Source organism: Leptospira bandrabouensis, from assembly GCF_004770905.1.
Lineage (GTDB): Bacteria > Spirochaetota > Leptospiria > Leptospirales > Leptospiraceae > Leptospira_A > Leptospira_A bandrabouensis.
Genome location: NZ_RQHT01000014.1, coordinates 1,077,685 through 1,099,727 on the forward strand (window position 1 = coordinate 1,077,685; position 22,043 = coordinate 1,099,727).

Annotated in this window: 22 protein-coding genes; 14 read left to right on the forward strand and 8 right to left on the reverse strand. The window is 37.2% G+C overall.

All coding sequences use genetic code 11. The annotated features are described in order from the left end of the window. Positions 1-357, forward strand: coding sequence for a rhodanese-like domain-containing protein (locus tag EHR07_RS12310; RefSeq protein WP_135745344.1), 357 nt, complete (start codon positions 1-3; stop codon positions 355-357). An 85-nt stretch (positions 358-442) separates the two neighbouring features. On the opposite strand, the gene EHR07_RS12315 is transcribed toward EHR07_RS12310, so the two are convergent. Continuing rightward, positions 443-916 (reverse strand): nuclear transport factor 2 family protein, encoded by a 474-nt coding sequence (locus EHR07_RS12315; RefSeq protein WP_135745345.1) that lies wholly within the window; start codon positions 914-916, stop codon positions 443-445. A gap of 51 nt (positions 917-967) precedes the next feature. Here EHR07_RS12315 and EHR07_RS12320 point away from each other — a divergent pair, with 51 nt between their 5' ends. Continuing rightward, on the forward strand, positions 968-1,489 hold the full coding sequence (locus EHR07_RS12320) for an SRPBCC family protein (protein ID WP_135745346.1): 522 nt from the start codon (positions 968-970) through the stop codon (positions 1,487-1,489). A 13-nt stretch (positions 1,490-1,502) separates the two neighbouring features. Here the strand turns inward: EHR07_RS12320 and EHR07_RS12325 are convergent, their stop codons facing one another. Further along, positions 1,503-3,380 carry an alpha/beta fold hydrolase gene (locus tag EHR07_RS12325; protein WP_135745347.1) on the reverse strand — a complete coding sequence of 626 codons (1,878 nt, stop codon included), beginning with the start codon at positions 3,378-3,380 and terminating at the stop codon, positions 1,503-1,505. 91 nt (positions 3,381-3,471) lie between these two features. Between EHR07_RS12325 and thyX the strand changes: the two genes are divergently transcribed. Genes thyX through EHR07_RS12345 form a run of 4 tightly spaced genes read left to right on the forward strand, consistent with a single transcriptional unit; the run spans position 3,472 to position 7,855 of the window. Beyond that, positions 3,472-4,395 (forward strand): FAD-dependent thymidylate synthase, encoded by a 924-nt coding sequence (gene thyX / locus EHR07_RS12330; RefSeq protein WP_135573047.1) that lies wholly within the window; start codon positions 3,472-3,474, stop codon positions 4,393-4,395. A gap of 52 nt (positions 4,396-4,447) precedes the next feature. Then, complete coding sequence (locus EHR07_RS12335; protein WP_135746277.1) at positions 4,448-5,161, forward strand: FecR family protein; 714 nt, start codon at positions 4,448-4,450, stop codon at positions 5,159-5,161. Further along, complete coding sequence (locus tag EHR07_RS12340; protein ID WP_135745348.1) at positions 5,158-6,555, forward strand: hypothetical protein; 1,398 nt, start codon at positions 5,158-5,160, stop codon at positions 6,553-6,555. Before EHR07_RS12335 ends, EHR07_RS12340 begins: the two co-directional genes overlap by 4 nt. A 10-nt stretch (positions 6,556-6,565) precedes the next feature. Further along, positions 6,566-7,855, forward strand: a complete 1,290-nt coding sequence (locus EHR07_RS12345; RefSeq protein ID WP_135745349.1) for a protein-disulfide reductase DsbD family protein — start codon at positions 6,566-6,568, stop codon at positions 7,853-7,855. A 105-nt stretch (positions 7,856-7,960) separates the two neighbouring features. Here EHR07_RS12345 and EHR07_RS12350 read toward each other — a convergent pair whose 3' ends face one another. Both EHR07_RS12350 and EHR07_RS12355 read right to left on the reverse strand, forming a co-directional pair. Next, positions 7,961-8,902: an NAD(P)H-dependent flavin oxidoreductase gene (locus EHR07_RS12350; protein WP_135745350.1), complete on the reverse strand. Its 942-nt coding sequence runs from the start codon at positions 8,900-8,902 to the stop codon at positions 7,961-7,963. Between the two features lie 18 nt (positions 8,903-8,920). Continuing rightward, on the reverse strand, positions 8,921-9,217 hold the full coding sequence (locus tag EHR07_RS12355; RefSeq protein WP_135745351.1) for a hypothetical protein: 297 nt from the start codon (positions 9,215-9,217) through the stop codon (positions 8,921-8,923). A gap of 36 nt (positions 9,218-9,253) precedes the next feature. Between EHR07_RS12355 and EHR07_RS12360 the strand changes: the two genes are divergently transcribed. Beyond that, complete coding sequence (locus tag EHR07_RS12360) at positions 9,254-11,206, forward strand: SpoIIE family protein phosphatase (RefSeq protein ID WP_135745352.1); 1,953 nt, start codon at positions 9,254-9,256, stop codon at positions 11,204-11,206. A 93-nt stretch (positions 11,207-11,299) separates the two neighbouring features. Here the strand turns inward: EHR07_RS12360 and EHR07_RS12365 are convergent, their stop codons facing one another. Beyond that, a complete protein-coding gene (locus EHR07_RS12365) occupies positions 11,300-12,337 on the reverse strand; it encodes a zinc-binding dehydrogenase (RefSeq protein ID WP_135745353.1) in 1,038 nt (345 codons plus the stop codon). Next, positions 12,334-12,939 carry a hypothetical protein gene (locus tag EHR07_RS12370; RefSeq protein ID WP_135745354.1) on the reverse strand — a complete coding sequence of 202 codons (606 nt, stop codon included), beginning with the start codon at positions 12,937-12,939 and terminating at the stop codon, positions 12,334-12,336. Before EHR07_RS12370 ends, EHR07_RS12365 begins: the two co-directional genes overlap by 4 nt. A gap of 99 nt (positions 12,940-13,038) precedes the next feature. On the opposite strand from EHR07_RS12370, the gene EHR07_RS12375 reads away from it, so the two are divergent. The 7 genes from EHR07_RS12375 (at position 13,039) to EHR07_RS12405 (ending at position 20,268) form a co-directional block, all read left to right on the forward strand. Beyond that, complete coding sequence (locus EHR07_RS12375) at positions 13,039-13,857, forward strand: adhesin OmpL37 family surface protein (RefSeq protein WP_167483372.1); 819 nt, start codon at positions 13,039-13,041, stop codon at positions 13,855-13,857. 2 nt (positions 13,858-13,859) lie between these two features. Continuing rightward, positions 13,860-14,522: a rhomboid family intramembrane serine protease gene (locus tag EHR07_RS12380; protein WP_135573063.1), complete on the forward strand. Its 663-nt coding sequence runs from the start codon at positions 13,860-13,862 to the stop codon at positions 14,520-14,522. Continuing rightward, complete coding sequence (locus EHR07_RS12385) at positions 14,522-15,964, forward strand: MDR/zinc-dependent alcohol dehydrogenase-like family protein (protein WP_135745355.1); 1,443 nt, start codon at positions 14,522-14,524, stop codon at positions 15,962-15,964. Before EHR07_RS12380 ends, EHR07_RS12385 begins: the two co-directional genes overlap by 1 nt. Positions 15,965-15,968: 4 nt before the next feature. After that, on the forward strand, positions 15,969-18,419 hold the full coding sequence (locus EHR07_RS12390) for a hypothetical protein (protein ID WP_135745356.1): 2,451 nt from the start codon (positions 15,969-15,971) through the stop codon (positions 18,417-18,419). Continuing rightward, on the forward strand, positions 18,416-18,838 hold the full coding sequence (locus EHR07_RS12395) for an NUDIX domain-containing protein (RefSeq protein ID WP_135745357.1): 423 nt from the start codon (positions 18,416-18,418) through the stop codon (positions 18,836-18,838). The genes EHR07_RS12390 and EHR07_RS12395 overlap by 4 nt, the downstream gene beginning before the upstream one ends. Next, the gene (locus EHR07_RS12400; protein ID WP_135745358.1) at positions 18,831-19,970 is read left to right on the forward strand and encodes a carbon-nitrogen hydrolase family protein; all 1,140 of its coding nucleotides are present in this window, start codon (positions 18,831-18,833) and stop codon (positions 19,968-19,970) included. Before EHR07_RS12395 ends, EHR07_RS12400 begins: the two co-directional genes overlap by 8 nt. Positions 19,971-20,070: 100 nt before the next feature. Beyond that, positions 20,071-20,268, forward strand: coding sequence for a hypothetical protein (locus EHR07_RS12405; RefSeq protein ID WP_135745359.1), 198 nt, complete (start codon positions 20,071-20,073; stop codon positions 20,266-20,268). Here the strand turns inward: EHR07_RS12405 and EHR07_RS12410 are convergent. Together EHR07_RS12410 and EHR07_RS12415 are read right to left on the reverse strand one after the other, a co-directional pair. Next, positions 20,265-21,395 carry a hypothetical protein gene (locus EHR07_RS12410; protein ID WP_135745360.1) on the reverse strand — a complete coding sequence of 377 codons (1,131 nt, stop codon included), beginning with the start codon at positions 21,393-21,395 and terminating at the stop codon, positions 20,265-20,267. The genes EHR07_RS12405 and EHR07_RS12410 overlap by 4 nt on opposite strands. Further along, a complete protein-coding gene (locus tag EHR07_RS12415) occupies positions 21,392-22,012 on the reverse strand; it encodes a hypothetical protein (RefSeq protein WP_135745361.1) in 621 nt (206 codons plus the stop codon). The genes EHR07_RS12410 and EHR07_RS12415 overlap by 4 nt, the downstream gene beginning before the upstream one ends. Positions 22,013-22,043: the final 31 nt, after the last annotated feature.

The window sequence follows — 22,043 nt, forward strand, 5'->3', positions numbered from 1 at the left end:
TTGAATCGAATTGTCTTAATCGTATTAGTTGTTGTAAGCATTGTTTTTATTGTTTACAAACTTAAAAATTCGTTAGGTGGTAATCCATCGCTTTTAAAAGAAAAGATTGATGCGGGTGCTCTTGTGGTTGATGTGAGGACCGTTGCAGAGTTTCAGTCCGGCCATTTCCCTGGTGCTGTCAATATTCCCGTTGACCAGGTATCTAAACGATTGGATGAATTTGGTGATAAAAACAGATCCATCATTGTGTATTGTGCCTCCGGTGGTCGCAGTGGCAGTGCCAAATCCTTTTTGGAATCGGTGGGTTACTCTGACGTAACGAACGCTGGTGGACTCTCCAATATGCCAAGTCCATAACTGGAAATTCAAGGGTAACTTTAAATAGGGAAACAATTTGGCTTGATTTAGAACCCAAATTGAATTTCCTATTGGACCTAACAAACTACATACGTTTTCGTTTCATATACAATTGTAATCCGGTGAGTGCTTCTTTGCGTACCTTGTTTCCAAGTGCCGGCCACCAACCCATTAAATATCCTACAGGTCCCATTGCCATTCCAAGCCACTTCCACATTGAAAAATGATCTTTGTGAGTCAGGATCTTTCCGTCTTTAAAAGTGAAATTTGCATGGATTTTGTTATGGATGATCCTTCCTGTTTTACTAAAATGATAATCCGCTTCCCAGTTCGCAGATCCTTTTGACTCATCCGCTTTGATATTCGAAAATCGAATGGTAAGGTTTTGGCTTCTTTCAATTAACATCAGCCACATGGCAACCGCTTCTTTCCCTTTTAAAAGACCAAAGGCAGGATCTTGGAATTCTATATCTGGATGATAAAGGGAAACCATCGTTTGGCCATCTTTGTTTTGAAAGGATGTATAAAACTTTTGAATTAACTCTTCATTTGGATGCATCGTGGAAAAGATTATGATTGATCAATCTAAGACTTAGCAAGAAAAAAAGTTATGAAACGAATTGTTCTTTTTGCTTTTGGAACCAGTTTTTTACTCATCGGCTTAGTCATTCTTTTTTTAGCAGTCGGCTATTTTCAGAATCCAAAATTCCACTCAGAAACGAGTGAGTGGCTAAAAGCGGAACCTGAGGATATTTGGGCTTATATTACCGATGTAAATGACTTACCCAATCGAAGAAAAGAAGTAGTTTCCATCAAAGTTCTAGAATCACGACCAGATGGAACGATCACAAAATGGGAAGAAACACCAGACATGGGTGGGTATATGATTTTTGAGCTTCGTGAATCCAAACCCAATCAACTTTGGAAAATTGAACTAACGGATGCGAGTTTTAAAATGCGAGGATCTTGGACATACTCTTTGGAAAGGAAAATCCCTGGAACTGTTGTTACTATTACCGAAGACTCTGAAATCACAAGTGTTCCTGTGAGAGGGGCCTATTTCCTTGCCGGTCGGGATGCTACTCTTCAAAAAGAGATGGAACTCATTCGCAACCGGTTTAGCGGACGTTAGGGGAATGAAGGGATTATTTTAATCCCTGAATCCATTCATCGATCCCTTTACAAATTTTTCTAACGGTTTCTCCGTGGAAGATAATTCCAAGGTGGCCTTGTTCATAATAAGTGACCACCTTGTTTTCTGATTTAAGATCTTTCAGTTCCGTTAAACTTTCTTCGGGAACGATTTTATCAACAGTTCCTATCACACTATAAATCGGCATATCAAAGTTGTTTAGAAAATTTTCTGTATAATTGATCCGACCATCGTTTGACCAGAAACTTCTTTCGTTAGAGATTTGGCTTTGGAAAAACTGCATAATGACAGAAACGGATTCTTCGCAAAACACGTCTTCCATGAGAAAATACCATTCAGGTGGAGTGATTTCTTTATAACCCACAAAGTCTTTGATGGTTAAAACTTTGGTTCCAATATTATAACTAAAACTTCTTAAGCTGGAATGAAGATTCAATATGAGTTTAAAGAATTTTTTTAAATCAATGGTTTGGATTGTGGCTTGCATCGAAAAACTAGCCATACTCAAAATCATGTCGGAAATCATTTTATGTGGGAGCATACTGAACCCACGTTTTAATGTATCTAGTCCAATAAAGTTAGATTTTAAGCTAATATAGTTAGGCGAAGTAATGGATACAATTCCTGCAATGTATTCTTCTGGTTTAGGTAAATTGAATTCTTCTTTTTGCTCCTTGATTTTTTCATAAGAAGACACGTAAAAACGTGGAATCATTCCACCCATACTATGGCCAAGGACTACAGTTCTTTCGCTCGGGTAGTGCCAACGAATCCAACGTAAAACTTCTGGAAAGTCATCTTGGATGTAGTTATCAACTGTCCATCCTTCTTTTTTTCCATGTTTTGGCATGGTTTGTCTGGATCTCCCTCTCATATCCATTAGGAAAACGCGGTATCCATATTTGAGAGCAAGTTCTTTTGCCAGTTTGTCCATCACAGAACGCCTGCAAAAGAATCCAGGAATTAACAAAAGATTTTTCCCAGTATTGTTTAGTTTTTCAGGAGTAAAACTTTTTAATGATACCGCATAACCATCAGTTGTCGGAATAATGAAGGACGCATCCATTCTATATTCAATATTATACTGATGTGATTTGAAAATGATAGAAGTGACAGGCTCTTTTTGATCTTTTGTGGTTGTATAAAACAAGTTTCTTGAATTGGAAACCGTATCAGCTTTTTCGATATTTTTTTGTGCAATATAATGGTCGTTTCCCGATTCCATTTCTTTTGCGACAACAAACTCTATCACATCAAATAAGGAATAAAGTTGGAGAGTGAGGGGACGAATTTTATCCTCAGGAATGGGATCTTTCGTAATTCCCCAGAGAATTCCAATGGGGTTCTCATTCACAAAAAGAGGAATTCCAATCGCATGGTTCATCGTCTCTGAAAGTAAAACTTTTTTTTCAGGATGAATTTCTTCTTCTTTGAGATTGATAAAAATGACTTCGGGTCTTAGTCCTTTATTAAAATCAATGATGGATTTTCTGATAAAACGTGCTGATTCATTTCGCGGATCCGCTAGATGAATGGGGCGTGATTTTTTGATGTATTCTTCAATTCCGGGAATTTTTCTACGCTCTGCAATTTCCTTGAGTTTGAAGTGAGTGGCTGTGGCCACAATTTTCATTTCCTCTTGGTCGATGACTTCAAAAATTGAAAAGTTGAAAATAGGATGATCGTTGAAGTCAACAAGAGAAACCATTTTATTTGCGAAGGATTGCCAAATATTTTCCAAAAATTGGAAAGTAGTTTTGGGCACCGGAAAAATGTAAATTTTGTCCGGGTTTACCATAAGACTTTTATTGCTGTCTCTGGTGGAAATTTTGATCAAACGATCTTCCAACGAATTTTCTTCAAGTGCCATTTAGCATCCTTTCTATTTATGTGGCGATACAGTACGCTATAACTCTATTTTCGACTTTTCATATGCCTGTGAACTAAAAAATAAAGCTAATATGCAACAATCTGATTTCGAATCCATTTCAAGAGTATCCGTTCCCGAATTAGACTCCATTCTAGGAAAACCATTCCCGATTCTGGACGATGGCTTTGTTCGGCTTGTTGATTATATGGGTTCTGATGAATCCATCGTTCAGGCTGCACGCGTTTCGTACGGAAAAGGAACAAAAAAAGTCAATGAGGATAGGGGTCTCATTCGTTATTTGATGCGCCACAGACATAGCACTCCCTTTGAAATGTGCGAACTAAAGCTACATGTTCGAGTTCCTATGGACACTTGGCGCCAGTGGATTCGCCACCGTATGGCAAATGTCAATGAATACTCTACGCGTTACTCCGTAGCCATTGATTCGGCACAAACCACTCTTCCTGGAGAATGGCGAGTACAATCGGTAGGAAACAAACAAGGTAGTGATGGATATTTAGAATCATCCAAGGGTGACCACCTAACAAAAAGAGAAACGGAATTCCAAAAGTTCGCTACTGATATTTACAACGAAAGATTAGAAATGGGAGTGGCTCGCGAACAAGCAAGAAAAGACCTTCCTCTTGCCACATATACAGAAGCGTATTGGAAAATTGACTTACATAATTTGTTACATTTTTTAGCTCTGCGTATGGATGACCATGCTCAGTTGGAAATCCGATTATTTGCAAAAACCATTGGCGAACAAATTGTTCAAAAATGGGTTCCGAATGCTTGGGAAGCCTTTGTGGATTATCGATTGAGTGCTTTGAATCTCACAAAATACGATACACAAATTATCCAAGCTTTGAATACATCCGGAAAAGAAGGGGCCAAAAAGAAGGCAATCGAACTAGGATTGTTAGATGAACAAGGTTCCACCGCTAAAAAAAGCCGTGAACGTGAGGAATTAGAGTACAAATTGAAAGACATGGGTTTTACGATACCCTGGTAAAACTTGCTTGATAGAAATTTATTGATAAAATTGATTGATAAATTTTTTTAATATGGTTGTTAGAAGGATTATGAGCCTCAGAATCCTTCTAATCCTTTCTTCCCTCCTCCTAACCAGCGTTTCCCTTTCCGCGGAAGAATTTGCCGTGGCAACCTTTACCCGTGGAAAGGTGAGTTTTCTCTCCTCTACTGACTCTTCCAAACTTTGGAAAACTCTCAAAGTAAATGATATTCTGAAACCTGGAGACAGGATTAAAACAGGGAATGGATCCAAAGTGGATTTTTTATACCAAGAAACAGAAATAAGAATCCAACCAAACACTGATTTCACGTTAAAAGAATGGAATTCTGATAAAAAAATTGCCAAAGCCTATGTGCAAAATGGTGCTGCATGGTTCCGAGTAAACGATTTCAAAAAAGGTAGTTTTGAGGTATCCACACAAACTACAACTGCGGGCGTTCGCGGAACCGCCTTTGGAGTGTTCTACGAAGAAAAGGAAAAAAAAGGATACACTTGTGTTTGTGAAGGACTCGTAAACATCAATGGTACTGAATTTTCTAAGGGAACAGGTGGGGCAGTTAAATTAGGTGCCTCTGAGTTGGAAAAAAATGATTACAAAGGACTAATTACAAAGGAAGGTGCTACCATTCAGTTCCAAGAAAAACGAAAAGGCAATCCCATGTTGTCTCGTTGTCTTCCATGTCACAAACCAGTGGGTTGGGAAGATACTAGTTTTACTCCGGACGAAACTTACGGTAAAAAGTGAAATATTATTTCAAGGTATTCATACTTATTTGCTTCTTCACCTATCCAATCTTTGGTGAGGAAGTAGTCACAACTAAAAAAGACGAACCAGATGGCTACTATGGATTAAAACTGGGAGCCATCTTAACTCCCACACTATCTTATCGTGTTCGGGACAAAGCATCTGGAACGAAAGACTTATCTCCCTCTGACAAAGCAGGATTTTCCCTTCCTTGGACTATGGTAACCATTTCGAAAGAATGGGAAGATACCGGAATCAAAGCCGAATTTTGGGGCGAAATCCTGCGTAACGATGCATTAACAAATGATACATCTGCGGGGACAGGAAATAAATCCAATCCTTATGTGTTCTTAGTTAGGCGAGCAAATCTTGCTAAAACTTTTGAATTAGGAAATACAAAACATCAATTGCAATTTGGAATGTTTGAACTTCCGCATATGTTTTCTGTTTGGTCAGGAAACTATGATTGGCGTTATTTCGATAAATCGCCATTAGAATCTATGGGATTTGCAAAAGATCCGGTGGATCTTGGAATTAATTATATCCTTCGATGGAATTCTTTTTCTGTACAAACTGCTCTTGTCAATGGGGAAGGATACCGAAATACTCAGAATACAACGAATACTGGATATGATGTCATCGGAAAACTGGGATGGGAACCTACTTGGTCTGAGAATTTAAAAACTGGTCTCCATGTTTTAGGAAGAGCATCGAATGCTATTGGTTATGCGAGTGATGAATGCCGAGAAGGAAAAACTCGCTGCCTCGTTAGTGATGGGAATCCGGCTACAAGAAAACAAGGAAGTGTTTCTCTAAACCAAGAGCAGGTGATTGCAGTCGAATCTCATCTGGTTTGGAAAGAGGCTCTAAATTTAGGTTTGGGGGGAATGGCCAAAAAACAATTGGGTGGGGAAATCGTAGATAAGTTAGCACCTTACCAACCTGCCACAAAAGTAGCAGAATCCACAGGACGAGGAGCTTATTTTTGGGCAGGGCTTGGGAATGGAACGGTGCGACTGGTCATGCGCGGAGAAATTGCAACAGGTGGACCCTCACCTGGTTTACGTGCCACAGAGACGGTGGAACGAGAGCCTTGGTTGAGATTCAAGCCGGGAACCACCGATCCTCTCTATTCTGATCAGTCTTATTACATTACAAGGCAAATCTTTGGAGAATGGTTTTTGACCCCTTCTGCTAGGTTGGCAATAGGATATACGGAAGTACGTTCGTATGATTCTAAAGGAGGACCAAATAAATGGTATGTAGACAGTACCGGGGAGACATCAAATCGTGTCGAATATATAGAACAGTTTTCAAAACCTGCGACACATCCAATTTCTGAATACGGAAGATTGGATCGAAGTATTGTTTTGAAAGCCACAGCCACGTTCTAAGAAAGCGAGTATGGTATCTGAAATTCAAACCTTTATAGAATCCCAATTGTCTTCCGGTTCCTTTTCTGTTTATAGTATTTTCTTTTTGGCCTTAGGCGGGCTTTTGGCGGGTCTTTTGCCTTGTGTTTATCCTTTATACCCCATTACAGCCGGGATTTTAAAATCCCGAGTCACGAATCATAAATGGTCACACCCTTTTGTTTACTATTTGGGTTTAGCCAGTATGTATGCAGTATTTGGACTTGTTGCGGGTTTGAGTGGAGGGGCCTTTAATTCCTTTTTACGATATCCTGAAACACAAGTTATCCTTGCTATTTTGTTTTTTGTTTTAGGTCTTAGCGTTGCAGAATTTTTATATTTTCCTTTTTTTGCAGGTGATTTAAGAAATTCGGCAAATGTGAGTTATGCGAATACATTTTTTTTAGGTGTTGGTGCGGGTCTACTTTCTTCTCCTTGTGTGGGCCCAGTTGTGGTTTCAATTCTTGTTCAACTCATTGCTTACCAAACAGAAGGGATTCATTTGTTTCCCATTCTTTTTACTTCTATAAAGATGTTTGTATTTGGTTTGGGTCTTGGGATTCCATTTTTACTCATTGGAGTTTTTGGTTTTGCCTTACCAAAATCGGGTAAGTGGATGAAGGCCGTTCAATGGATCCTTGCATTGATGATTTTTTATTTTGCTTTTACATATTTAGAAAAAGCTTTTGTCCTTTGGGGTTTTGATTCCGCTCTTTCTATAAAAGTATTTTTCATTTGGATTTTGGCTTTGGTCTTTCTTTACTTACAAAAGAAAGAAGGTCTTCCTCACGAAAAAATGAAATTGGCACTTTTACAAATGGGTGCTTTTACTTCCTTGATTGTGTTAGTTTTACTTTTGCAATCGGCCTTGTGGAAACTCGAACCGGGTTCTTCTCATTCAAAAATTAACTCGGCTCCCACGGAGATTCATGGAAATTTAGAATGGTACCGCAGTGAAGCGGATGTCTATCGAATTGCCAAAGAAACGGGGAAACCGATATTTATCGACTTCTATGCCGATTGGTGTACAAACTGCAAAGAGTTTCAAAAACTTACGCTTTCGAATAAAGAATGGAATGAAACTTTTAAAAACAGAGCCATCCTTTGGAAAGTTTATGATACAGATCCCATTTTTGAAGAGTTTGCAAACAATCCCAATTATCCAGAATTAAAAATTGGATTACCCTTCTTTTTAATTTTAGATGCTGATGGAAAGATGATTTATAAATCGAACGACTATTTAGATACGAAAGGTATGATTAATGCGATTCTCAAATTTTAAGTTTTAATTTGAAAGTAGGATCGAGAACGAAAGAAAGACTCATATTCGTCTTTGTTATTTTTTTAATGCGAACCGGTCTATTTGACCAATTCGCATAATTTTAGTTTAGCGAGGAAGATTGTTGAGAGTAGCTAAATATTCACTGGCTATCTCTTTTACAATTTCACCGGCAGGTTTTACTTCTTCAATCTGTGCGACACCCTGTCCCGCAGACCAAATATCTCTCCAACGTTTGTATTCTTGTTCAACGGCTTTTTCCCCGCCAGCGTGACCTGCTGCAATTTTTTTCGGACCATCTTCTAAAACATCAGGAGAGCGCTCCACTGATTTTGCTAACCAGTTGGCGGGGATTCCTGAAATTTTTTCAGTATAAATGATTTCATCTGGGCTTGAATCAATTAACATTTGTTTGTATTCATTTTGGGCTCTAGACTCTGGAGTCGCAATAAAACGAGTTCCAACATACACTGCATCTGCCCCTAAAGACAAGGCCGCCGCCATTTGTGATCCCGTAGAAATAGCACCTGCTGCAATCACAGGTAGTCCAACTTCCTTTTTTAAGTAAGGAATTAATGCAAAAGGTGTGATAGCACCAGCGTGTCCACCAGCTCCTTGGGAAACGGCAATCAGAGCGTCTGCACCTGACTTTGCGACTATGTTTGCATGTTTCAGCGTGGTTACATCGCAAAACAAAGTAGATCCATTGGATTTGATTTCTTTGGCAATGGTTCGAGGAGTCCCTAAACTTGTAATGATAAGTTCTACTTTTAAATCCATAACAACTTCGAATTGTTTCGCCCAATTCGGGTTATGTTCTTTATGAAGGATCAAATTAACTCCAATTGGTTTTTTGGTTTTGGAACGGATTTCTAAAATTCCTTCCCGTAACTGTTCAGGTGTTCGGTAGTTTAAAGAAGGAAAACAGCCTATCCCACCTGCTTCCGAAACTGCCACCACTAACTCCGGATAGGAGACGAGGAACATTGGAGCTGCAATGATTGGCAGATCAATTTTTAACATTTCTGTGATTTTTGTTTTGATTTTCATAAATCTCCCGTTATACGATTATGGTTGAGTCGGTTTTGGATTTAGGTTTGGTAGTTCAGCGGAATATCTTCCAGAGCGCGGAATACAACTCATCGCAAAACCTTGGATAATGTAACAGATAGAATCCTGTGAGATACATTTGAGCGATTTTTGGTATTCTTGCCCGTCAATTTCTGTGGCGATGGAATAACATTCCATCTTGTCTTCCACAAATCTTTCTTGGGCAGTTTTCTCTTCTTGGGCCACAATTGTGGTAAGAGACAATAATAGGAGGGGTAGTAGGTAAAAAAATGATTGGAATCGATTTCGATTCATTGAACGTATCCTGCTTGATCCTATAGGAATTAAATTTTGAAAGAAGTCAAATCATATAAATCGATTCACACCTTCTTACAGTTTGTTCTTTATTTAGGGATTCTTTTCCAGTGTATGGGGTGTTTGGACTTACATTCGGAAGTGGCACCGGATCGCCAATTCCAACAATCCATTTATCTTTTAGATCGATATTACTATTGGTCAAGAGAAGAATTGAAAGATCCTAATTTGATTCCAGAAAATGATTGGCAAAAAATGGAACCCAATCGTTTGGGTTTTGAATCTCTTGAGAGCCAATATTTATATATTAAATTCAGTGATCAGTTTGTAAGACAACTGAAAAGCCCTGTGCTTTATGTTGAAATCGCTTTAGAACAATTTAAACTATTCCAAGGAAAAGAATTAGTTTTCGAATCCAAACTCCAAGACCATTTTTTTCCTTATATCATTCCTTTAAACCAAAACCCGTCAGGTTCTCTCATCATTCAATTTCAATCCAGGTACCATGGTTATATCGGAATGGATCGCAAAGTATTTTTCAAAGATCATTCCATGGCACTTGTAGATTTGTTTATAGAAAACTTTTCTGAAACTTTTTTTGCTCCCGTTTTACTTGTCCTATCTATCATTTTTCTTGGATTTTATTTTCTAAGAAAAAGAGAAAATATATTTCTGAATTTTTCTATTTTACTATTTTCAGCCTCTCTAATAGAAGCATTAAACGGCTTTGTTGGATTTTCTCTCAGTCAGTATTCGTATATTGTAACTCCACTCACTTATATTAATTTTGCATTTTTTCCTTTTGCACTTTTGCTTTTTTTGATTGGGATTTTTCCTCCTTTCTTTCGAAATTTATTTAAGATTCTAACTTTCCTTCATATAATTATCTTTTTTATTTCGATTATAAAAAATTATGAAAATGGAATTTCGTTTCTTAACAGCGAAGATGATTATAATTGGGTAATTGTATTAGAAGCAGTGATCGCAATTTTTTCTTCTATTTATGTTTTAATCAAAGGAAATAAAAATCTACGAACCATTACCTTGGGATTACTCATCATTGTTTTGGCAGGACTTCATGATATTTTAGTAGACCTGGAATTTTTTTCACACGGACAAAGAATTATTCACTTCGGGTTTTTTATCATGTTGGGTTTGTTTGGATTTTATGTATTTAAACATTATTGGCAACTATTACATTCGATTAACAGAATGAATGCGGAACTGCGGATCAAAAACAAGGAATTGCAGAGATTAATTCAAATTGATAAAGATTTAGCTTTGGCACATGCACTCCAAAAATCATTATTATCTTCTAAATATAATGAAGACGATAAAATTCGAATCATAGGATTTTCGCAAAACCTAGAGTCGGTGGGCGGAGATTACTTTGATCATACAAAAGATAGTATGGGAAATTGGGCGATTCTTATGGCAGATGTATCAGGGCACGGGATTTCATCGGCAATGGTAGCAGCCATGTCTAAAATGGCATTTGTTGGGGCCGGTGCCTATTTACAATTTCCTTCTAGGGTTTTCCATTCAATGAACAGACATTTGGTTGGAAAAACTAAAAATCTTTTTATTACTGCCTCTTATGTATTCATTGATACGGAATCATATACGGCAACATTCAGTAATGCGGGCCATCCAGGTTTTTTTCTCATTCGAAATTCGGAATCGGAAGTCATTCATTTAAATGTTAAAGGAAAACCTTTGGGTTTGTTCTCTCATATTCCCTATGCAGAAGATACAGTAAAACTGTTTCCGGGTGATAAAATTTTATTATACACGGATGGAATATTTGACTTATTAAATGAGGCAGGTGATAGCTTCGGCGAAGAAAGACTCAAATCATTGTTATGGGACAATCGTTACCAAAAATTTCAGGAGCTTGCAGCAATTGTACAAGATTCGCTCTTTCGGTTTTCTTCCGGGTGGAAATACCAAATGGATGATTTAAGTTTTTTATTATTAGAAATAAAATAAATAAAAGTCTCTAATTTTTACGGTTATAACCACAACGATTTAGTTTTTCCATTATACCAGAATCTATTTAGCTTTCTTGTGAAACCCCATAATTCATAATTCTGGATTGATGATAAACCGAATGGGATTTCCTTTTTTTTCTTCCAGTGCATGTAAAAATTCATTGGTCTCTTCTAACTTATGAACTCCACTAATGGATTTGGTCAGACTTAATTTTTTATCTTTATAGAGTTGGATGAGCTCAGGGATTGCTCTTCTATCGGAACCATAGGAACCGGTGATACGAATTTGTCTTTCAATTAGAAAAAACGGCATAGGAATTTCCAATTTGTTTCTGCCAATTCCGACAAGAACAATCCTTCCTCCACGATTCATCGCGCGGACCGAATTTTCAATATTGGGCATATAACCAGAAAAGTCGCATAACAAATCAATGCCGCCAGATTTTTCTTTTAAAACCTTACCCACTTGCATATTTTTTTCAACTAATATAAGTTCGTCTGCCCCGTAAGATTTTGCGTTTTCAAGGGATCCGCTATCGATATCCACAGCAAAAATACGGCCTGCTCCCAATGCTTTAGCAATGGCCACAGCGTGAATTCCCAGTCCACCACATCCAATGATGGCAACTGTGTCTCCAGGTTTGATTTCCCCTTGGTATTTGACGGCATGGTAAGGAGTAGAGACGGCATCAGCCAAAATGGCTCCTTCTGTAAAAGGAATTTCATCCGGTAAATTGTGAAGATAACGTTCTTCGATTTGTAAATACTCTGCAAATCCACCACGTTGGTTGAAACCAAGAACTCCAATTTCTTCACAAAGATTTTCTCTTCCCGCCAAACAGTGTTTACATTTTCCACAAGAAGTTCCAGCGCTAACAACAACACGATCTCCTTTTTTGAATCGGGTAACTTGTTCTCCTACTTCCTCCACAACACCTGAAGTTTCATGACCAGGAACACAAGGCGAATAGGTTGCTTTCATTTTTCCGTGAAGGACCAAATGAATGTCAGAACCACAAATTCCACAGGCTTTGACTTTGATTTTTACCTGGTTAGGGAGAAGGGAAGGTAGATCCAATTCTTGGATTTCGAGAGATCTTGAGCCTTGCGGAAGTACTGCAGCTTTCATTGAAAGATTCCATCTAACTCCGTCAACATATCGCTTGCATCCGTTTCATTTAATTGTTCTAACGTTAATTCGATTGTATCAGTGAGATAGTATTTATAATTTTTATAAGTAGTTAAAAACTCTTTTAGTTTTTCTTTTTCATCATCGGAAAGTCTGTTTTCTATATTGAGTTTACATAATGCTAAAACACCAAAGGCAGATTTTAATTCATCAGAGTTGGAAGCAATGGTAAATAGTTCCCGAACATCCAGTTCAGCAAAAGTAGGAAGTAAATCAGAGATAAGTTCCATCGCACCGATGGGAATGGCGCGGTCGAGTGATTTGACATAATTCAGCAGTACTCGATAACTTTTGGAATCCCCCACATAAGAGAGAAGATAAACCATTCCAGAAAGTAGGGATTTGTGGTAACCCCAACTCAATCGACCCGAGTCGGCCTCCCTGATGATTTGGTAAATCATAGTCCAAGTGTTTTTATCACCATCGGCAGCCAGTTTCATCAAATCCAAAAGACGTGATTCCCAGACTGGTTGGTCCATTTCAGATTTAAGGAGGTCGATGGCTTCCAAGGGGGAAGTTGGTAGTGATCCTAACTTTTGCACAGATTCTTCTCCGACATAATACTAGAATATGAGACGTATATGTCTTTTCTTTTTTATCATGCTAATGTTTTCTCCGTACGGCCGAAACTATTTGCATAGATGAAACGTTTTTCGGTCATACTAATGCTCTTTCTGACAGTGATTGGAGAGATGACGCCAGATCAGTCCAGTTCCAAGGCGACTCAGTTAATTCGTGTTAGCTACGGACTTAAGGATAACTACGAGTTTCTACGCATTCTAAATTCTACCATTAGCAACCGCGGTACCGAGGATCAAAAAAAATACTTCAAACGTTGCGTACAACACCATATCGAATCCGAAATTCTGCATTTGCAAATGGATTTGGGTCGTTCCTATTCTGAACTTAGGAGAACACAGGGTCTACTCATTCAACTGTATATTTATGTTTTAGAAGATGAAATTGAAGAATTAGAAGTTGAATTAGGCAGGCTTGCAAGATTAGCGAACGGAAAGGAAAAAACAGAAACCAATTTATATTTGCGGTTGGGATATCGAGAAATTGCAGTTGCGAAACAGAAATTACTCGTAGGAAAAAACATTCGACCTTATTTATATTTAATGAAACTTCAAGAGTTAGCTTATTCATTAAAATCACTGAAACAAGCGGAGAAGTACATTGTCCTTTTAGGATTATTACATGATTCGATCGATGAATTTGATAAAGAAACTAGGAGTTTCGCTGATATGGTTCATGAAGTCAATAGAATCATCTTGAATGATCGAGAAAAATACTTACGATTGTTATATGATAGCCACTTTGATTCCTATGGTTCTTTAGATTATTACGAACTGATTTGGAAACAACCAGATCTTCACGAATTGGCAGTGGGAATTCCTGGTTTTGATCCTGCTTACGAAAGAAACCCCGAAGAAGCGGTTCCTCCCACATTTAAATAGTTATGCGATCATTTATTTGGGAATTTCCCCTTACTGCAGGTTTTTCTTTATTTCTTTTTCTTTTATACCCAATTGTATCTATTTTTTTTCCTGATTTAATTGGACCATATTTTATCGCAACACCTGGAGAGTTAGAACCAATCAATTGGATTTTATCCACTTTCTTTCATGGATCAGGTGCTCATCTTCTTTCGAATTTGTTTTTCCTTCTACTACTGGGTCGGGTTGTAGAAAATCGCGTAGGAAAAGCTCGTTGGTTATTGTTTTATTTTATGGCAGGCATACTGTCCGTGTTAGGTGATGGAATTGTAAGAGGATTAATATTTGGTGATAGGACTCCGATTGTTGGGGCAAGTGGAGCTATTTCTGGTTTGGCTTCCGCCGCAACATTTTTATCTCCTTTTCGATTTCCCATCACTAAAACAAAATCTATACCTTTTCCTGTTTTTCTCTTTGGTTGGATGATGGTTTATTCTGATGTAACTAATTTGTTTGCCCGTGACCAGGTAGCTCACTGGGCTCATCTAGGTGGATTTTTTTCTGTCTTTGTAACAAGTTACTTACTTGGTGATAAAGAAAGGAGAGAAATCAGACAGGGCTTTCTTCTCAACTTTACCTTTTTTACATTGACTATCATTCTTCTTTTTTTTATCAACAATAGGTAATGAACTTAAAATTTCGAGCGAAGGATTACAAATCCGATGACTCGTTTGAATCAGCTGAATACGAGTATTTTGGCAATGAAAAGGAAGGTTGGGAAATCAAACGAAATGGTGACCCTTACCTCCACTTAGGACCGGGTTATATTCCTCTAAAAACCATTTCCTGTGGCGTTTGTTCCACAGACATAGACAGAAGGTTTTTACCCTTCCCTCTCCCACAAATCATTGGGCATGAAGTTCTAGCGGAAGGTCTTGGCGAACACCAAGGAAAACAGTATGTCGTCGAAATTAACGATACTTATGAAGCACGAGGAGACAAGTCTCCTGATGTTTTTTGCAAAGAAGGGATTCCCACTCATTCCCCGGAACGAAGAGTGCTTGGCATTGATCGGCTTCCTGGTGGGTTTGGACCTTATATTTTAGCCCCTGTTCATGCTGCTATTTCTTTGGAAGGTGTTTCACCAAAAGCTGCTGTACTGATGGAACCCTTTGCTGCCGCCTTACAAGCCATTCTTGCTTCTCCACCAAAACCGGGAGATCATGTGGCGGTCCTTGGACCCCGTCGTTTAGGGAGTTTGATTTTGGCTGCCCTTGCCTCTTACCGGAAAACCAATTTATCCGATTTTCGCATAACAGCAATTACCAGGCACGATCACCTAGTGACTTTATCCAAAGCTATGGGTGCCGATGAAGTAATTGATCTTCGAAACACCGACATAGAAAGTTTAAAAAACCAATTTGACATAGTTTATGATACTACTTCGACAGCTTCAGGTTTTGAATCTGCGTTACAAATAGCGAAACGAGAAGTTCATCTGAAAACAACGAATGGGCAAGTGATGGCAGGAATTGCTCATTTAACGGAACTTGTCGTAGATGAACTTTCCATTCTTCCTTATTCCGATTCAAATGTATTGTTTCATTGGGAAAAGGAAAATCGTAAAAATCGAAACATATTCGTGTTTGGTAGTGTTTCCGAAACGATTAAAGAAAAGTTGAAAACACAATTTACAGTTTTCGAGGGAAGTTCCAAAGAAGCAGAGAGTATTTTGAATTCTGAAATGTTTTCCAACCAATTGCCAAGATTTGATTTAGTAGTGGTTTCCAGTCCAGAAGAATTGAGTTTAGCAATTCGTCCGAATCCAGGGCATGAAAATTCTTTGGTACGACCAAGGGGTGCCATCCTTGTTGATACATCTAAAACAAAAGATTGGCCAGCGGATGCAAGTTTGGTGGGAAAATTTTTTGCGAATCAAAAAGAGATACATAGTTCTCGATGCGGGGATTTTCATATGGCAATTTCACTTCTTCGTGATAACCCAGAGATCACTCATGCACTCGAAACAAATTTAATATCTCATAGGTTTTCCTCAGACCAATTGGAATTGGCTTATGCAACCGCTAAAGATCCTTCCAGTGTGAAGGTAGTAGTAGATTTTAAGTAACTTTATGAACATAAACAAACAGATTCACACTTCCTTAGGCCCGGTACTTGCTCCCATTGAGGATGGTCTTTGGGAGATTGATCTTACGCATTTACGAATCTTTTTTGGGCTTTCCATTCTTTCTCGAACTATTGGAGAAGAGATTGGTAATCAATTACATTCTTTGCCAGGAGATTTGTCTTTTACTTATAAAATAAATCCTACTATCAATCATGAATTAGTGGATATGCATATCCAACATGTCCAGGTGTTTGCCAGGGCAGGAATTTTAAAAGATTGGGTTTTGTTTCGAGAACAGTTTGAAGAGAATTTACGTTTTGTATTTGGTTCTTTCCAACAACAATCGATAGCCAAAAAAATTCACCCCGAATTTTACGGGGAAGATCCGAACAGAAATTCTTCTGTAGCTTTATTATTTCCTTTTGAAGCAGAGTTTATTCATCCTTCCGGTTATTATATTTTAATGGAAAGGGTTGCTAGTTTATACAGAATTGGTGACTTCTTTCTTCGCATAACAATAGATACACAAGAAGATGGTTGTCTAAACTTAAACAACATCAAACATGAAGTGATTAGTGATGTACATACAAGAACTTATATTGCAGGTGCTTCAAAAATTAGTGAATCACTCAGCAATGGGATGATCAATGCGGCCCAAAAGGGTGAAACTTTTTACGAAGAAGAAAACAGTCATTTTAGTAAAGTATTTGGGCAAATTGAAAAAACTCCGCTTGGAAAACTGACTAATATAAATTTTTATTGGGAAGAACAATATCGTAATTTGATTTTAAGTTCAGACCCAGGTGTTTCGTTATCCATATTAAAAAAACTATTTCTTTTATTAGAAGATTCTTCAGTTTCTAAAAAAATCAAAGAAGGAAACACAATTCGGGCTCTAATTGGAAAAGTATCAGTTTATGTTGACCTATCTCGATTGGATCGAGTTTTAAATTTTAGTATTAACCAGAAGAGAACCCTACTCGATTCTTCTTTTTATTTAAAACGAATGCCTATTTTGGAACAAATTGCCAATGCAAATGGGCATAAATATAGTTTTGAAGGCGTGAATATATTTTTAATCCATCATGTCACCTCTGAAATTATTTCTTTAATTGAAACTTTTAGAAGATTAAAAGCAAATTCACTTGATGTCGCCTTTGTAAAGTATGGTGGCAATATTCCTCCAGTTTATTTAGATATTTTGTTGGATATACCTACCGAAAACTTTTTTATGGCAGGCCTAGAATTCAAACTTACAAAAAATCATACTCCTTATTATGGAATTTCTCCTTTGTATAGTGATTTTGAAATTCATTCCACATTCCGCCATAAATTAGAAGAAGCAAAATTAGGTTTTTTTGATGCTATGAGACGGTTGGCAGTATTTTTGTTTTTAAACAAATTATTGTCTTTAATTCCCAAAAATGAAAAATTAATTCTCATAGAAGATGGTGGTTATGTGGCACCCGTTTTGAATGAACGTGCATTAGATGGAGTGTCATTCGGATCAGTATTAGATGAGTTTTGGGTAGAGACAAAAGATCCAACCATTAAACAAAAACCATTCAATGAAATTTTAAAAACTTATGTAATGGGAACGGTTGAACATACACGCAATGGTTATGATCGTTTGGTCAAAGTAAAAGAAGAGAAAGAGTTTTTATTTTTGCCTACTTTTTCGATCGCAATTTCTAATGAAAAAACCAAGGAAGAATCTAAGGAAGTAGCTCGTTCTATTTTGAATGCGATCGGCAATACTTTGCACGGAATTGGTAAAGTATTATCGAAAAGAAAAATTCTATTACTTGGTTCCAACGGAAACATCGGTGGGTTTTTAAAAAGTTTTCTAATCGGTGGATTCCTTCATGAAAACAACTTAGATATTTTAGAAGTAGATCGCAAAATTCAATCGGAATCTAGATTTTTAAAATCGAGTTTTTCTCATGTATCCGATTTGGAATTTGCGGAAATTGATTTGGTCATCGGTGTTACAGGGGAATCTATCATTCCCCCAAAAACTTGGGAATCTTGGATTCTTACCAGTAAACACAAACAATTGTTTATTGCATCTGGATCAACAAAAACAGTTGAGTTTAACGATTTTATCAATTGGACGAATGCGTTGAATTTAGAGGAGAATCCAAAGTTAGGGGGAGAGGATTTGGAAATATCCTTCCAAAGAATTTTAGATCCGCAAACACAAATGGATTTGGGTTCAAAAATAGTTTTTAGAATCGATAAAAAACAAATCGAAAAGGCAGTTTATCTAATTAGCGATGGAAGTCCTGTGAACTTTTTGTTTTTTGGAGTACCAACTGAGTCAATGGATCCAATCATTTCTCAACTTGCAAGTGTGTCGTTAGGCATGGTTCATTATTATAAATCTAAGCGTCTACCAAAACCTGATTTATATGCGGTAGATCACCAAATTAATGTTTGGGGAGATTCATTGTGAGTAATCACGGTTTTTTTCAAATTACCCAAAAATTGTTTCTTCGTAACGGAAATCAATTGTTAGTTTTGCGAGATAGAAAGTCTGGTCATGGTGATTTGCCTGGTGGCAGGATGAACGAGGATGAATTTTTTTCGGACTGGTCAGAAAGTATCTTTAGGGAAGTAACAGAAGAGTTGGGAGATCAAATAAAAATTGATGTAAATCCTGAACCAATTTTTATTCATAAACATAGAGTAAATGAAGGAAATTTCCCTTGTGTGATCATTGCCTATTCAGCCAAACTTTTGGATGGGAAAATTCAGTTATCAGAGGAACACGACTTTATGGACTGGGTTGATATTACTAATTTTGATCCTTCCAATCTTTTTTCGGAGTATATGTTGGATGCTGTCCAACTCTATTTAAAAAAATATGCATAATTTATACGTTCCCCCTTATAAAATTCTCCTATTTCTCATTTTGTTCGGTTTTGGATTTTTTTCTGCATCCATTCTAAAAGATGATCAGACAACATTGCCGAAGATAGATATCCCAAAACCAGATTTTAGTTTTGATTTCAAATTTGATTTTAATTTCAGCAAACCTGAAGTAGATGAAGAAATCACAAAACCAACTAAGTCATGGAATGACGTTACGATTCAAACTAACGGAACCGATAGAAAGTATGGAAACCTAGTCGGAATTCAATTAGTTCTCCAACCTGAGGACTTTGTAAAAGAAGAATGGTGGCGTGAACGTATAGAAGAAACCTTAACCAAAGCCAAAACATCTGGTATTTTTGACCGAAAAACGATTGTTATTCTTCCTGAACATACTGGATCAGGTTTATTATTTTTAGATGAAAAATCTCGTTTTTTAAATGCAGATTCATTAGAGTTTGCTTTAAAAACCAAAGGGGAAAATTTTTCCCTTTCCGATTTATTTTATTTGAAATCTGAAAAGATGGCGGAAGTTTATGTTCGAACTTTTTCTGAACTTGCTAAACAATACAATGTTCCTATTTTAGCTGGAACTATCATATTACCAAATCCTAAAATTGTAAAAGGTAGTCTTGTTCTTGATTCCAAAGGACCACTTTACAATGTCGCTATTCCATTTTCTGCTGATGGAAAGTTGATGGATCCTCTCGTGAAAAAATCTTTATTAACAGAAGAAGAATTAAAAATACTTTCTCCTGGTGAAACTACTCAAGATCGTGTTTGGGTTGTTCCTGGTTGGAAAGTAGCTATATTGATTGGACAGGAAGTTTTTGATATAAATATATACAATCGACTAGTGGGAAAACCAATCGATGGTTTAATTTCACCTTCAGCTTCTTATCCAAATATGAAATGGCAATCTTTTGATTTAGAAGATTCTAATGTTTGGAAAAAGGAAGGGATGGCCAAATTCATAAAATCGACAAAAGCACAAGACTTAGTTCAGGTGTTCTTAGCCGGGCATTTATATGGCCAAAAATGGAATGGAAAAACTTTTAACCTGCGAGATTTTTCGAATGAAGATCAAGTGGGATCGGTAGAAAGTCCTACGATCTTAAACTTGTACTTTTGATTTTCTGGCGAAACTACAGTTTTTTTGAATCGTTAATTTTAAGATTAGATATAAAATCGATTTGACAAGGCATACCTTTCCACAAAAAATTTTCAGAGTCATGGCACAGAAGTCCCTTCCTAAAAATGAGTTTTATGTAAAATGCCCTTTGTATTCTAAAGGACTCTCTATTTGTCCTAGTGCCAAAGATCGTTTACAAACTGAGGATTTGGAAAGACTTACTTCTCACTGTATTACTGACACTTATAAAGCTTGTGATATCTTTTCTGCTAAAAAAGAAAAAGAACAAGCAGCCTAACCGTCACTCAGCTTCCTTACTTTTTTAAAATACTCATAAATCATCCAGTCTTCCGGAGAAAAATTTAGGTCATCTAAAACAAGTTCTCCTCTTTTGCTTTCATAAACTATTCGGTCCCCTGCGACTCCCCACAATCTTTCTATAAAAAAAGGAAAATGTTCCTTTTTGCCAGAAACCTTCCATTTCATTGGTTGGTTGGGATCGTTTTGGTTGGTAGCAATGAACTCGTCTTTCCCTGTCAGCCTCCATGAAAATGCTTCGCGAGTGACAATGGGAATACCTCGGTTGATCGAAGGAGTTTTCCCTTGGTGGTAAACAACTTCTTTAAGATAAAGGTCACCAATTTTTCCGCCTACAATATAACCAGAAATTCCATTATTATAATAAAATCGTGGAAGCACAATGTCTTTGGAAAGCAGAGTCACTCGTTTTGATTCCAAATGTAAAAAGAATAAATTGTAAGAGCCACCAATTCCCGACCAAACTAGAAATTCATTTCCTATGGAAGTTATGTGGTAGTGCGTTTTTAGTTTTGGGAATGGAGTAGGAAAGAGATCTCCAGAGATGAATTTTTCTGGTTTGGAGTTTGTACCTGTTTTTTCAACGAAGAGTTGGTTTTCAAAAAAGTATAATAATAAATCACCAGAATTAGTGATCGCCATTCCTGTTTTGCAAGGTATATGAACAATGGATTCATGTTCCAACGAGGAATCAGTTGTCGAATATCCAAATAAAGCACAACCCCCATATTGTTTTAATGGATACTGCACTGCCACATATTTTCCGTTAGCCGAAATTTGTATTGAATCGGGACGGAGTTTTAGTTCAATTGAGTTTCGACTGTCATTGACTAGGTCTTTAAAATAAAGAGTTTTGTTTTCAGTCCAAACAATTTTTGTTCTATCTTCAGAAAGTGCGAACAATCTAGGTTGGTTTGGTTTATTTTTAGATAATACTTCTGAAGTGGAACGATTTGCGGAAAGTCTATCCTGTAAAAGGGCAAGTGCCTTTTCATATTTTTCTTTAGAGATTAAATCTTCAATTTCTGAGACTAAGGATTCATGTTTCGATTGGCAGGAGAAAAAAAATAAAATAAAAACAGAGGTTATAATAGAAAATAATTTCACTGAGACTCCAACAATTCTTGAATTTCTTCTGCGTGGATTTCTTTAGAAAATAGTTCCATTGCTGTTTTGCCAACACGTTTTGTATCATAATAGGCAAAAGTTCCTGTGACTACCGCACCACCAATAGGTATCCAACGAGCAAATTGTTTTCGGATTAGGGATTTTGATATCATTAATCCTAATTTTTCTAACAAGGTTTGAAATACTTTAACGGTTGTTGGGCGAATCAAAATTTTAAGAGAAGATTCTTCTATAATTTTTCGGAAAACATGTGCGCCGCCATGTTTAAAAAGACAATAGAGTAATAATTCTTTGGTGACTTGAACTTCTTTTCCATAGAGTGCGGCTATGTCCAAAATCAAATGCCCCTGAATGCGATACAAAAACATTAATTCAGGAAGGATACTTAGAATTCCTAGTGGGCCAGGCGGTAGGGAGCAAGTGGCGCTAACCAGTCCCGATTTAAAGGATGCGTTTTGAACCAATTCCTGGATTAGATTGTCTGGAGGTTGGATTGTGGGCGCATAGGGACTTCGATAGTCTTCTAAGCCTGCAAATAACTCGATTAGGCCTTCTAAAAAACCTTCAGATTTGACCTGGGAAGGTGTTTCGCTCACGGGTTTCTTAAATCCTCGTTAGATTTTGGTT

Bases quoted from the DNA above. Each gene is read 5' to 3' on its own strand.
- EHR07_RS12405 (WP_135745359.1), top strand. From the start codon at position 20,071: ATGGCACAGAAGTCCCTTCCTAAAAATGAGTTTTATGTAAAATGCCCT.
- EHR07_RS12380 (WP_135573063.1), top strand. From the start codon at position 13,860: ATGCGATCATTTATTTGGGAATTTCCCCTTACTGCAGGTTTTTCTTTA.
- thyX (WP_135573047.1), top strand. From the start codon at position 3,472: ATGCAACAATCTGATTTCGAATCCATTTCAAGAGTATCCGTTCCCGAA.
- EHR07_RS12385 (WP_135745355.1), top strand. From the start codon at position 14,522: ATGAACTTAAAATTTCGAGCGAAGGATTACAAATCCGATGACTCGTTT.
- EHR07_RS12335 (WP_135746277.1), top strand. From the start codon at position 4,448: ATGGTTGTTAGAAGGATTATGAGCCTCAGAATCCTTCTAATCCTTTCT.
- EHR07_RS12345 (WP_135745349.1), top strand. From the start codon at position 6,566: ATGGTATCTGAAATTCAAACCTTTATAGAATCCCAATTGTCTTCCGGT.
- EHR07_RS12375 (WP_167483372.1), top strand. From the start codon at position 13,039: ATGAAACGTTTTTCGGTCATACTAATGCTCTTTCTGACAGTGATTGGA.
- EHR07_RS12320 (WP_135745346.1), top strand. From the start codon at position 968: ATGAAACGAATTGTTCTTTTTGCTTTTGGAACCAGTTTTTTACTCATC.
- EHR07_RS12400 (WP_135745358.1), top strand. From the start codon at position 18,831: ATGCATAATTTATACGTTCCCCCTTATAAAATTCTCCTATTTCTCATT.
- EHR07_RS12365 (WP_135745353.1), bottom strand. From the start codon at position 12,337: ATGAAAGCTGCAGTACTTCCGCAAGGCTCAAGATCTCTCGAAATCCAA.
- EHR07_RS12390 (WP_135745356.1), top strand. From the start codon at position 15,969: ATGAACATAAACAAACAGATTCACACTTCCTTAGGCCCGGTACTTGCT.
- EHR07_RS12325 (WP_135745347.1), bottom strand. From the start codon at position 3,380: ATGGCACTTGAAGAAAATTCGTTGGAAGATCGTTTGATCAAAATTTCC.
- EHR07_RS12315 (WP_135745345.1), bottom strand. From the start codon at position 916: ATGCATCCAAATGAAGAGTTAATTCAAAAGTTTTATACATCCTTTCAA.
- EHR07_RS12350 (WP_135745350.1), bottom strand. From the start codon at position 8,902: ATGAAAATCAAAACAAAAATCACAGAAATGTTAAAAATTGATCTGCCA.
- EHR07_RS12355 (WP_135745351.1), bottom strand. From the start codon at position 9,217: ATGAATCGAAATCGATTCCAATCATTTTTTTACCTACTACCCCTCCTA.